Origin of the sequence: Desulfocurvus vexinensis DSM 17965, assembly GCF_000519125.1 — a bacterium.
Taxonomy (GTDB): domain Bacteria; phylum Desulfobacterota; class Desulfovibrionia; order Desulfovibrionales; family Desulfovibrionaceae; genus Desulfocurvus; species Desulfocurvus vexinensis.
The window spans coordinates 150021-161837 of sequence record NZ_JAEX01000002.1 but is presented as its reverse complement, the minus strand read 5'-3'; the positions used below and the strand labels follow the sequence as shown (position 1 = coordinate 161837).

Annotated in this window: 7 protein-coding genes and 1 riboswitch; of the genes, 4 read left to right on the top strand and 3 right to left on the bottom strand. The window is 69.3% G+C overall.

All coding sequences use genetic code 11. The features are described 5' to 3' along the window. The first annotated feature begins 246 nt into the window (after positions 1–246). The 3 genes from G495_RS0103725 to G495_RS17455 all read left to right on the top strand — a co-directional run bounded on the left by G495_RS0103725 (position 247) and on the right by G495_RS17455 (position 3973). On the top strand, positions 247–1230 hold the full coding sequence (locus G495_RS0103725; RefSeq protein WP_028586699.1) for a TAXI family TRAP transporter solute-binding subunit: 984 nt from the start codon (positions 247–249) through the stop codon (positions 1228–1230). Between the two features lie 143 nt (positions 1231–1373). Continuing rightward, on the top strand, positions 1374–3569 hold the full coding sequence (locus tag G495_RS17460; RefSeq protein WP_051445033.1) for a TRAP transporter permease: 2196 nt from the start codon (positions 1374–1376) through the stop codon (positions 3567–3569). Then, entirely contained in the window at positions 3566–3973 is a 408-nt protein-coding gene (locus tag G495_RS17455) for a zinc ribbon-containing protein (protein WP_051445032.1), read from the top strand. The genes G495_RS17460 and G495_RS17455 overlap by 4 nt, the downstream gene beginning before the upstream one ends. A gap of 79 nt (positions 3974–4052) precedes the next feature. On the opposite strand, the gene G495_RS17450 is transcribed toward G495_RS17455, so the two are convergent. The 3 genes from G495_RS17450 to ribB form a co-directional block, all read right to left on the bottom strand. Beyond that, the gene (locus G495_RS17450) at positions 4053–6032 is read right to left on the bottom strand and encodes a methyl-accepting chemotaxis protein (protein ID WP_156939566.1); all 1980 of its coding nucleotides are present in this window, start codon (positions 6030–6032) and stop codon (positions 4053–4055) included. After that, complete coding sequence (locus tag G495_RS17445) at positions 6029–7384, bottom strand: HD domain-containing phosphohydrolase (protein WP_169734348.1); 1356 nt, start codon at positions 7382–7384, stop codon at positions 6029–6031. The genes G495_RS17450 and G495_RS17445 overlap by 4 nt, the downstream gene beginning before the upstream one ends. Positions 7385–7808: 424 nt before the next feature. Then, positions 7809–8501, bottom strand: a complete 693-nt coding sequence (gene ribB / locus G495_RS0103700) for a 3,4-dihydroxy-2-butanone-4-phosphate synthase (RefSeq protein WP_028586698.1) — start codon at positions 8499–8501, stop codon at positions 7809–7811. Between the two features lie 118 nt (positions 8502–8619). After that, positions 8620–8771, bottom strand: a riboswitch (FMN riboswitch). 516 nt (positions 8772–9287) lie between these two features. Between ribB and G495_RS20145 the strand changes: the two genes are divergently transcribed. Then, on the top strand, positions 9288–11726 hold the full coding sequence (locus G495_RS20145; RefSeq protein ID WP_051445030.1) for a methyl-accepting chemotaxis protein: 2439 nt from the start codon (positions 9288–9290) through the stop codon (positions 11724–11726). Positions 11727–11817: the final 91 nt, after the last annotated feature.

The window sequence follows — 11817 nt, the reverse complement described above, 5'->3', positions numbered from 1 at the left end:
GAGTTGCGCGTGGCCTGCCTGCCGGGCGGGGGACCGCCCTTCCGGAACCGAAGGATTGCAATTTATTTTCGATTTTGCTACCCCTTTCCTTTCAAATCGGTTCGTTTTCCTTTGGTCACGCCGGGCAAACCGGCCACACCTTGGGCGGACACCGCCCGTCATCACCGGGCGGCAGGAGGAGGAGAGGAGCGGCCCCGGGCCCATGCCCGGGCCATGTGCCAACCATTTTCCGGACAGGAGGCAAGAATGCGGAAAGTCACCTACCTCATCGCGGCCCTGTGCCTTGGCGTGCTGCTCGGCGGCCTCGCCAGCGCCCCGGCCCAGGCCAAGAACGTCTTCGCAACCATCGGCACCGGCGGCATCACCGGCGTGTACTACCCCACCGGCGGCGCCATCGCCCGCATGGTCAACGAAAAACGCGACGTCTACGGCATCCGCGCCACCGTCGAGGCCACCGGCGGCTCCGTGTTCAACGTCAACGCCGTCATGGCTGGCGACCTGGAGTTCGGCGTGGTCCAGTCCGACCGGCAGTACCAGGCCATCCACGGCTTGGCCGAGTGGGAAGGCAAGCCGCAGGACAAGCTGCGCTCCGTGTTCTCCCTGCACCCCGAGACCGTGACCCTGCTCGCCGCCGAGGATTCCGGCGTCAAGGACATCACCGACCTCAAGGGCAAGACCGTCAACATCGGCAACCCCGGCTCCGGCCAGCTCCAGAACTCCATCGACGCGCTCACCGCCGCCGGCCTGAAGCACGACTCCGACATCAAGGCCGAGCAGGTCAAGGCCGCCGAGGCCCCGGGCCTGCTCCAGGATGGCCGCATCGACGCCTTCTTCTACACCGTCGGCCACCCCAACGGCGCCATGAAGGAAGCCACCGCCGGTACCCGCAAGGTGCGCTTTGTGTCCATCACCGGCCCGGGCGTGGACGCGCTCATCAAGGAAAAGCCCTACTACGCCAAGGCCTTCGTGCCCATGAGCAACTACGAGTCCGCGGTGAACACCGAGGACGTGCCCACCTTCGGCGTGCTGGCGACCTTCGTGACCAGCGCCGACGTGCCCGACGACGTGGTCTACGCGGTGACCAAGGAAGTCTTCGAGAACCTCGAGGAGTTCAAGGCCCTGCACCCCGCCTTCGCCTCCCTGACCAAGGAAGGCATGCTCCAAGGCCTCACCGCCCCCCTGCATCCGGGCGCCGAGAAGTACTTCAAGGAAGCCGGGCTGCTGAAGTAGCCCATCCCGTGGCCGGGCGCCCAGCGGCGTCCGGCCACGTTCTGCCCTCCGGCCCCACAGGCCCCGCGCCGCTGGCGGCGGGAACCGTCCACGATGCCCCCTCCGGGGCGCCATGAATTTCAGCCTTATCCGGGACTTCGCAGATGGCACCAGACAGAACCAGGGACGAAGAGAACAACGTCAAGGGCGTGGAATACGCGCAGAAGCTGGCCGAGGCCGAACACGGCCTGCAGGGCGACTTCGCGGGGGTGACCAGGAACCTGACCATGATCGTGGCCATCAGCTGGTCGCTGTTCCAGCTCTCCGTGGCCAGCTGGCTCATCGTGGACACGGTCTTCATCCGCGCGGCGCACCTGGCCTTCGCCATTTTCCTCATCTATACCAACATCCCGACCTTCAAGTTCTCCCACAACTGGAGGCCGGACCTGCGCTTCTTCCTGGCCATGCACCGCGTGACCATCCTGGACTACATCCTGGCCTTTCTGGCCGTGGCCGCGTCGCTGTACATCATCCTCGACTACGAGGGCATCACCACGCGCATCGGCAACCCCACCACGCGCGACATCATCTTCGGTGTCATGCTCGTGGTGCTGCTGCTGGAAGCCACGCGGCGGGTCATCGGCCCGGCCCTGCCGGTCATCGCCATGGCCTTCATCGTCTATTCCTTCTGCTCGCAGATGTCCTTCATCCCCGACGTGATGCTGCAAAAGGCCGTGTCGCTGAACCGCTTCATCGGCCAGATTTCCATGGACACCGAAGGCATCTACGGCATCCCCCTGGACGTGTCGGCGACCATCGTCTTCCTGTTCGTGCTCTTCGGCACCATGCTGGAAAAAGCCGGGGCCGGGCAGTTCTTCATCCGCGTGGCCCTGTGCCTCTTGGGCAGCTTCAAGGGCGGCCCGGCCAAGGCCGCCATCCTCGGCTCGGGGCTGACGGGCATGGTCTCCGGCTCGTCCATCGCCAACGTGGTCACCACCGGCACCTTCACCATCCCGCTGATGAAAAAAGTCGGCTACCCGCCCACCAAGGCCGCGGCCATCGAGGTCGCCGCCTCCACCGACGGCCAGATTGCCCCGCCCATCATGGGCGCCGCAGCGTTCATCATCGCCGAATACTTGAGCGTATCCTACATTGAGGTGGTCAAGGCCGCCGCCATCCCGGCCTTTGCGTCCTACGCGGCGCTCCTGTGGATCTCGCACGTCGAGGCCTGCAAGCTCGGGCTCCAGGGCATCCCACGCCGCGAGCTGCCGCCGTTCTTCGCCACCCTGCTCTCGGGGCTGCACTACATCCTGCCCCTGGCCATGCTGCTCTACGAGCTGATCGTGGTCCGCCACAGCCCGGAGCTGGCGGCCTTCCGCGCCATCTGCGTGCTGGCGGTCATCATGCTCGCGCAGCACCCCATCCGCGCCTGGCGCGCGGGCCAGCCCCTGCGCCCGGCCTTCATGCTCGGGGTGCGCGAAATCTTCCGGGGCCTGGCCGACGGCGCGCGCAACATGGCCGGCGTGGCCATGGCCACCGCCTCGGCGGGCATCATCGTCGGCATCGTGGCCATGGGCCTGGGCGGGCTGATCACCGAGGTCATCGCCGTGCTCGCTGGCGACAGCGTCTTCCTGCTTTTGACCATCACGGCCATGGCCAGCCTGCTCATCGGCATGGGGCTGCCCACCACGGCGACCTATATCGTCATGGCCTCCCTGACGGCCCCGGCCATCGTGGCCGTGGCCAGCCTGCAGGACTTCTTCGTGCCGCTCATGGCCGCACACCTGTTCTGCTTCTACTTCGGCATCCTGGCCGACGACACCCCGCCTGTGGGCCTGGCGGCCTACGCGGCGGCGGCCATCGCCGAGGGCCCGCCCATCCCCACGGGGCTGCAAGCCTTCATGTACGACATCCGCACGGCCATCCTGCCGTTCATGTTCATCTTCAACACCGAGTTGATCCTGCACGAGATATACAGCTGGCCGCAGGGACTGCTCATCTTCGCCATGGCCTGCCTGGGCAACTTCGCCTTCGCCTCGGCCACCCAGGGCTGGTTCATCGCCCGCAACAAGGCCTGGGAAATCCCCATGCTGCTGGCCGTAACCTTCATCCTCATGCAGCCCATGAACGTGCTGCCCGCCCTGGGCAACATCGCCGGACACGTGGTGAGCCTGTTCAGCGCCACGGCGGTGGACTACGACTGGACCAGCCCCTTCCACCCCTACTGGTTCTACCTGCTGGGCACGGCCCTGCTGGGCGGCCTGTGGCTGCTGCAAAAGCCCAGGCAGGCGGCGGACGAGGCCCGCATCGGCACCAGACTCGCGACCATCAACCCGCTGGCCGGGGAGAACAAGTCATGAAGGTGCAAGGCGACGTGATCATCCGCAAGATGCTGCACTGCGAGAAGTGCGGCGAGGTCTTCCCCAACGAGTTCGAGCGCTGCCCCAAGTGCAAGGGCACGCGGTTCTCGGGCTACACCGTGGTCAACCCCGTGGCCCGGCTGCCCGTCGAGTCCATCCTGCGGGTCATGGCCCACCTGACGTGGATGCTGGGCACGGCGGGCTGCCTGGCCCTTTTGTGGCAGACCGACTCGCCCGACGTGGACCACAACATGCTGCTGCTGGTGGCGGGCTTCGGCGTGCTGGTGGCCAGCGTGTTCATCTCCGTGACCCTGTTCGGCATGAGCGAGATGCTGCGGCGCATCGTGCGCATCCAGCTCCGGCTGCGGGCCATGTTCGAGGACCAGCAGGCCCAGGGCAACTGACCGCGCCCGGGCGCGAAACGACGGCGCCGCCGCCCCCAGCAGGGACGGCGGCGCCTTTGCGTGGCCGGGCGGGGGCGGCTCAGGCCGGGTCGGGCGCGCCGCCGGTTTCCAGCATGGCGCCGACCATGCGCTTCAGATCCCCGGCCAGCTCGTGCAGAGCGGCCACGGCCTCGTAGGAGCGGTTCATGCCCTCCATGGACTCCCCGGCGATGCGGTTGACCTCGTCCACAGCGCGGTTGATCTGCTCCGATGAGGCCGACTGCTGCTCGCTGGCCGAGGCGATGCCCTCGGCCTGCACGGTGTTCAGCTCCACCAGGCGCACGATCTCCTCCTGGGCGCGGCCCGACTCCGTGGCCAGCCGCGCGCTCTGCTCCACGGCGCGCAGGGCGGCGTGCATGGTCTCGATGTTGCGCTCCGTGGCCTCGCGGATGGACAGCACGCTGCGGTCCACCTCCTGGGTGGCGGCCATGGTCTTCTCGGCCAGCTTGCGCACCTCGTCGGCCACAACGGCGAACCCGCGCCCGGCGTCGCCCGCGCGCGCCGCCTCGATGGCCGCGTTGAGCGCGAGCAGGTTCGTCTGGTCGGCGATCTCGCTGATCACGTCCATGATCCGGCCGATGTCTTCCACCTGCCGCCCCAGGGCCTGCATGCCTTCGCGCATGCCCGTGGCGTGGCCGTCCACCTCGGTGATGGCCGCCACGGCCCGGTCCACCATGGCCGCCCCGGCGGTGGCCTTGTCCTTGGCGTCGCGGGCGTTCTGCGAGGCCGCGCCCGCGCTCTGCGCCACCTCCACCACCGCCAGGTTCATCTGGTCCATGGCCGTGGCCGTTTCGGACATGCGCGTGCTCTGGGTCTCGGCGCCGCGCCGCACCTGGGCGATCATGGCCGACAGCTCGGCCACGGCGTCGCCCACCCGCCCGGAGAACTCGTCCACGCTGCGGGCCGACTCGCGCATGCGCTCCCACAGGCCCTTGGCCCGCTCCTCCTGGCGCTGGGCCTCGCGCATGGCCTCGCGGGCGGCCTCGGCCTGGGCAGCAGCCTCGTCCTGCCTGCGGCGGACCTCCTCCAGGCGCGTACGCAGCTCGGCGACCATGGAGGTGATGTCCGCCGACAGGACGGCGAATTCGGGGGGCATGCCCGTGCCGGGCCGGGCCTCCAGGTCGCCCGAGGCCACGGCCCGCGAGTAGGCCGTCAGCTCCGCCAGGGGCCCGTTGATGCCCCTGGCCGTGCGGTAGAGGAACAGCCCGAGCAGCAGCACCAGGAACACTTCGACTCCCAGGATGGCGTGCTCCACCAGCCCGGAGACGCGCAGCGCCCCGGCGGCGTAGTGGTCGCGCAGGCTGGTGATGGCCGGCTCCAGGGCCCGCCCGTCGGTGGCCAGGGCCTGGTCCATGGTGCCCATCTGGCGGTACAGGCGCACGTAGTCGGCGAAGGCCCTGTCGTAGCCGTGCAAAACGCCCATGAGCCGCGCGTGCGCCCCGGCCTCCAGGCCCAGGCCGTCCAGCCGGGCCTCCAGCCCCTTGCGGGCCGTAGCCGCGCGCTCCAGGTACTTGTCGTCGCCGCGCAGCTGGAAGTTCTTCTCCTGGCGGCGCAGTTGCAGCAGGGCCACCAGGGCCTCGCGGTCGCCCACCTCGTCGATGCCCGCCTCCAGGGCGCGCCCGGCGGCGATGAACTCGCGGCGTACGCCGAGCTCCTCGTTCAGGCCGATGGCCCGCGCCGTGTCCACCGCGCGGGCGAAGGTGCCCGCGAAGGCGTCCACCAGGCGGCGCGCGGCGGCGCAATCCGCGGCCTTGTCCGCGTCCAGCGCCCCGATGCGCTCCAGGGCGGCGTGAACCAGGGCGGTGTGCTCGCCCACTTTGGCGGCGTAGGTCTCGTCACTGCGGATCAGGAAGTTCTTCTCGTGGCGCCGGGCCTGGAGCACATCCACGAAGGCGCCTTCGGCCAGGTCGCGCAGGGCGAAGCTGCGGGCCACCAGCACGTCGCCCGCCTTGTTCACGCCAAAAACCACGGCCAGCCCCACCAGCGACACGACAAGCACCAGGATCAGTCTTGCCTTCACGGACATAGCGTCAACTCCCCTCGGATTTCAGAAACACGGTGTTCATCCACAAGCGCCCGGGCCGCGCGGCAGACCTCGCGGTCCAGGGTCGCGCCGGCCTGGTGGCCGATCTCCTCCATGGCGCAGGCCAGCCCCAGGGCGGGCCTGTAGGGCCGGTGCGACGACATGGCTTCGAGCACATCGGCCACGGCCAGCACCTGCGCCTCGGGCAGGATGTCCTCCCCCGACAGGCCCCGGGGGTAGCCGGTGCCGTCCATGCGCTCGTGGTGCTCCAGCACGGCCAGGCCCACGGGCCAGGGAAAGGGAATGTTGCGCAGGATCTCGAAGCCCGTCTCGGGATGCTGGCGCATGAGGGCCAGCTCGCCGGGCGACAGGCGCGCGGGCTTGGAGAGGATGGCCATGGGCACGCAGACCTTGCCCATGTCGTGCAAGAGCCCGGCGATGCGCACCGTCTCCACCTGGGCCGCGTTCATGCCCATGCGCCCGGCCAGCAGGCAGGACAGCCGCGAGACCATCTGCTGGTGGCCCGAGGTGTACAGGTCGCGCTTTTCCAGCGTGGCCGACAGGGCCTTGACCGTCTCCTCGATGAGCTGGTTCAGGTTCTCGTTGGTGCGTTGCAGCTCGCCCTCGACCCGCTTGCGCGAAGTGATGTCGCGCGAGATGGCCGAGATGGCCCGGACCCTGCCGTCGCGGAAGATGGGCGAATAGGTCACCGAAACGGGAAACACCGTTCCCGAGCTGTGGCGGCGCAGGGTCTCGTAGCGCGACACCGGGCGCCCGGCGGCGATCTCATCGAAGATGAAGTGCATTTCGCCTTCGAGCCCGTCGGGCACCAGGGCGAAAATGGACATGCCGCGCAGAGCCTCGGGATCGTAGCCGTAGTTGCGCCCGGCGGCGCGGTTGGCCGAGAGAATGCGCCCGTCCAGGGCGATGCTGACGATGGCGTCGTCGGAGGAGTCGACGATGACCGCCAGGCGGGCGATCTCTTCCAGGGTCCGGCGGCGCTCGGTGATGTCGGTGAGGATGACGATGACGCCCAGGCGCGCGTCGGAGCTTTCCAGCCGCGCCAGGCGCACGCGGTAGTAGCGCGGGCTCTGGCCGAAGCCCTGGTGCTCTTTCTCGTAGGTCCTGGCCTCGTCGCAGGAGCGGCAGAAGGCGTCCACATCGGCGCACAGCCAGGGCCCCAGGGCAGCGCTCACCTGGTCCAGGCGCTCGCGGCGCGAAGGGCTGCGCCCGCCGAACAGCGTCAGGGCCGCATCGTTGGCATCGGCCAGCCTGTCGCCCGGAGTCAGCACCAGGGCTGGCTGCGGCAGGTGGCGAAAAACCCTGCGGTACGGAATCACGATGGGCACCGTCCTTTCCCGCGCGTGCCACTCCCGGTGCGGCTCGCGGGTCATGGAGGTCGAAGGCAAGGGGCGTGCCAGCTTCGCCTTGCGCGATGCGCCTCGTCGCGCAAGGCGGCTGCACCCTGGCGCACAGGCAAGGCTGGGCAAGCCTTCTGGCGGAGGCGCGTCAAAAAGAAAAACCGATTTCCTACACAATCGCGCATCGTGCAAGGCCGCAAGGAGCGGCAAATCAGCCCGCCGCGCAAGGCGTTGCGCACGTTGGCGCGATGAACAGCCCTTGAAGCGGGGAGTCTATTGCGCGTTCGACCGTCCGGACGATCGCGCTGGCCCGGCCTTGCGGCGCCCCCGGCGGGAGGGGAGGCGCCCCGGGCAAAAAAAACGGCCCGGCCAGCAAGGCCGGGCCGTCCGGGGAAGCGGGATCGAGGGCCAGTCAGGTCAGGGGCGCCCGTGGCCCGGCGGCCAGCCCGGCCCGGGGCGGCGCAGCCTCCAGGCCCAGGCGGTAGTCCGCCACGTCCTGCACCGTGACCACGGGCATGGCATGGCGCAGGGCGAAGTCCACCACGCCGGGCAGGCGGGCCATGGTGCCGTCGGCATTGGTCAGCTCGCAGAGCACCCCGCAGGGCTCCAGCCCCGCCAGGCGCATGAGGTCCACGTTGGCCTCGGTGTGCCCGCGCCGCTCCAGCACGCCCCCGGGCCGCGCGCACAGGGGGAACACATGGCCGGGGCGGCGCAGGTCCTCGGGCCGGGCGCCGGGGGCCACGGCGGCGCGCACCGTGGCCACGCGGTCGGCGGCGGACACCCCCGTGCTCACGCCCCGGGCGGCCTCGATGGACACCGTGAACCCCGTGCCGTAGGCGCTGGTGTTCTCGGCGACCATCATCGGCAGGTCCAGGGCGCGGACCCGCTCCGGGGTCAGGCACAGGCAGACGATGCCGCTGCACTCGCGGATGAGCAGGGCCATCTGGGCCGGGGTGACGCTCTGGGCCGCAAAGAACAGGTCGCCCTCGTTCTCGCGGTCCTCGTCGTCCACGGCCAGCACGCCCCGGCCCGCGCGCAGGGCGGCCAGGGCGGCCTCCACCCGCTGGCGGGGGGAGCCGAATGGGGCAAGAAGGGATTGCTGCATGACGTCGCTCCTTGTTCGGGTTGACACAACCAGGGCCAAACAGGAGAGACGCCGCCGCCCCCGAAAGCCGGGCACGACACGGCGCGCACGGGCCAAGGGCCCGTGGCGGGACGATGTGTCCTCTCCTCTTCCATCCGGACTGTAACCGTCGGCCCCGGCATCGCACCGGGTCTGCTGACCCCGCCCCGCAAGGGGGCGGGCGCTCGCGGGCTCCCCGGCCATGGCCGGGATACCGCCGGTGGGGAATTCCACCCCGCCCTGAGGATAAGGCCCGCACGCTACCGCCGCCCGGCGGCGGGGTCAACGCAAAACCCCGCCCCGCCGGAGCCAGCCGCTGCTCTGCCCGGCGCCCCAGGGGGAACGCGAGGGCTCAACACAGAACCCCGCCCAAGGGCCCCGGCGAACGTAAAAAAAAATAAAGCCCCTCCCGCAGGACCCGCATCCCCCAGCCTTGGAGCGGAAAGGAGCGGGCCAAAACACTACTGCCAGAGGGGTTTCCTGCACAGGACAGCAAAAAGACAATCTTTCAGTATAGCACGAACGACAGACACTGTATATGGTGTTTATTTTCCGTTTGTATTACAATAGAATCGTCCAGCCATGGAGCCTACAATATTGTAGGCACAGCAATACAATATTGTTCAAGCAGACCGAAAACCCTGCTCCAGGGCCGCGTCGGACAGGACCACTCATGCAACCGCCCGCTTCCGGCGCGCCAGGATGTGCCGGAACCCGAGGCGAACGAAACTTTGCCAGGAACCATGGACCCGCTGGAGGCCGACGATCATGTTCATCTCGCGCTTGAACATCTCCACCAAACTTGCAGTCAGCAGCTTCGCCTTTGTCCTGCCGATCGCCGTCCTGCTGTATTTCATGATCGCCGGAGTGAACGCGAGCATCCGCTTCTCGGCAATGGAATATTATGGCGACGCGTACCAACGCCCGCTGGCCGGGCTGCTGGAAGCCGTGCCCGCCCACGGGCGGCTGCTCACTCGCCAGGCCCTGGGCCAGGGCGGCCTGGACGGCGAACTCGCCGCCATCCGCCGCAGGGCCGACCAGGCCTTTGCCGACCTGGAAGCGGCGGACAAGGCCTACGGCGAGGACCTCCAGGTCACCGACGCGGGCCTGGCCATGCGCCAGCGCAGCCACCTCACGGTCGCGCGCCTCAAATCGCAGTGGGCCGCCCTGCGGGCCCTGACCCGCCCCGCGCCCGACGACCACGCGGCCCTGCTCCAGGACGTGCGCGGCCTCATCGCCCATGTGGGTGACACGTCCAACCTGATTCTCGACCCCGACCTCGACAGCTACTACATCATGGACATCACCCTGCTGGCCCTGCCCCAGACCCAGGCGCGCTTGGCCGAAATCCTCGACTTCGGCCTGACGGCCCTGCCCGCCGGGCCTCTGGACGAAGCCCAGCGCCGCAGGGTCATGGTCATGGCCTCGATGCTGCGCGAGTCCGACATGGCCCGGGTGCTGGCCAGCGCCGCCGTCTCCCTCAGCGAGGACCAGAACTTCTACGGCACGAGCCCCTCGCTCCAGGCCGCCCTGCCGCCCCGGCTGGCCGCCTACGAACAGGCCACCACCGACTTTCTGGCCCTGCTCGACGCCCTGGCCGCCCAGGACGCCCAACGGACGGACGAGGCAACCTTCCTCGCCAAAGGCGAGGCCGCCCTGGCCGCCAGTTTCGCCCTGTGGTCCACCGCCGTGGACGAACTCGACACCCTGCTCCAGGTGCGCATCGACCACTACAAGACCACGCGTCTGGTCTCCCTGGTCTGCACCGCAGCGGCCCTGCTGGCGGCCGGGCTGCTGGTGCTGCTCATCGGCCGCAGCGTGACCCGGCCCCTGCGCCAGGTCCAGGCCTATGCCCAGGCCGTGGCCGGGGGCGACCTCAAGGCCGAGGTTCAAGGCACCTTCGGCGGTGAGCTGGGCGCCCTGGCGGCCCACGTCCAGGCCATGGTCAGCCAGCTCAAGGTCCGCCTGGGCTTCGCCCAGGGCATCCTCGGCGCCCTGGGCTCCCCCTGCCTGGTCACCGACAACGGCGGCCTGGCCACCTTCATCAACCCCCAGATGACCCGCCTGCTGGGCTGCGCCGCCCTGCCGGGCGGCGGCCTGGGCCGCCCGGTGGACGAGCTCTTCCCCCGCGACCAGCACCACCGCGACATGATCCGCCAGGCCGTTTCCACGCGCCATCAGTTCGCCGATGTGGAAACCGAGGCCGTCATGCGCGACGGCTCCCGGACGCATGTGCTCTCCTGCGTGGCTCCGCTCTACGACCTCGACGGCAACCTGCTCGGCGCCTTCACCCTCATGCAGGACATCTCGAACCTCAAGGCCCAGGAACAGGCCATCGCCCTCAGCCACCAGACCCTGCTGGAAACCGCCACCCAGGCCGAAACCATCGCCCGCACCGTCCTCGACACCCTGGGCGACCTCGCCGCGCACGTCCAGGCCGCCGACCAGGGCTCCGAACTGCAACGCGAACGCACCAGCCAGGCCGCCTCGGCCATGGATCAGGTCAACGCCAGCATCCTCGACGTGGCCCGCAACGCCCAGCAGGCAGCCTCCCGCGCCGACCAGTCGCGCGACAAGGCCCAACAGGGCTCCGAGGTTGTCGGCCAGGCTGCCACAGCCATCGCCGAGGTCGCCGTCCTGGCCCGCGACCTCAAGCAGAACATGGGCGCCCTGGGCCACCAGGCCGAGTCCATCGGCGCCATCATGAACGTCATCAACGACATCGCCGACCAGACCAACCTGCTGGCGCTCAACGCGGCCATCGAGGCCGCCCGCGCCGGGGAAGCGGGCCGCGGCTTCGCCGTGGTCGCCGACGAGGTGCGCAAGCTGGCCGAAAAGACCATGCACGCCACCCGCGAGGTCGGCACGGCCATCGCCGGAATCCAGACCAGCACCCAACGGAACATGGAAGGCATGGACCGCGCCGTGGCCGCCGTGGAGCGCGTCACCACCCTGGCCGACCATTCCGGCAACGCCCTGGCGGAAATCGTCCATCTGGCCGACTCCAGCTCGGACATGGTCCGGGGCATCGCCGCCGCCAGCGAGCAGCAGTCCGCCGCCAGCGAGCAGATCGGCAGGAGCGTCGAGGAGATCAGCACCATCTCCGCCCGCACCGCCGACGGCATGGCCCGCTCCCGCCAGGCCCTGGACAGGCTCTCCCTCCAGGCCCGCGACCTCCAGGAGCTCATCACCCACATGCGCGGCTAGCTGCCGCCCGGCCCTGCAGACCGCCCCGGTCCCGCGGCAAAACGCCACAGGGCCGGGGCGGGGCATTCTGAAGCGGGAGGGCGCGGGCCGG

Bases quoted from the DNA above. Each gene is read 5' to 3' on its own strand.
- G495_RS17455 (WP_051445032.1), top strand. From the start codon at position 3,566: ATGAAGGTGCAAGGCGACGTGATCATCCGCAAGATGCTGCACTGCGAG.
- G495_RS17460 (WP_051445033.1), top strand. From the start codon at position 1,374: ATGGCACCAGACAGAACCAGGGACGAAGAGAACAACGTCAAGGGCGTG.
- G495_RS0103725 (WP_028586699.1), top strand. From the start codon at position 247: ATGCGGAAAGTCACCTACCTCATCGCGGCCCTGTGCCTTGGCGTGCTG.
- G495_RS20145 (WP_051445030.1), top strand. From the start codon at position 9,288: ATGTTCATCTCGCGCTTGAACATCTCCACCAAACTTGCAGTCAGCAGC.
- ribB (WP_028586698.1), bottom strand. From the start codon at position 8,501: ATGCAGCAATCCCTTCTTGCCCCATTCGGCTCCCCCCGCCAGCGGGTG.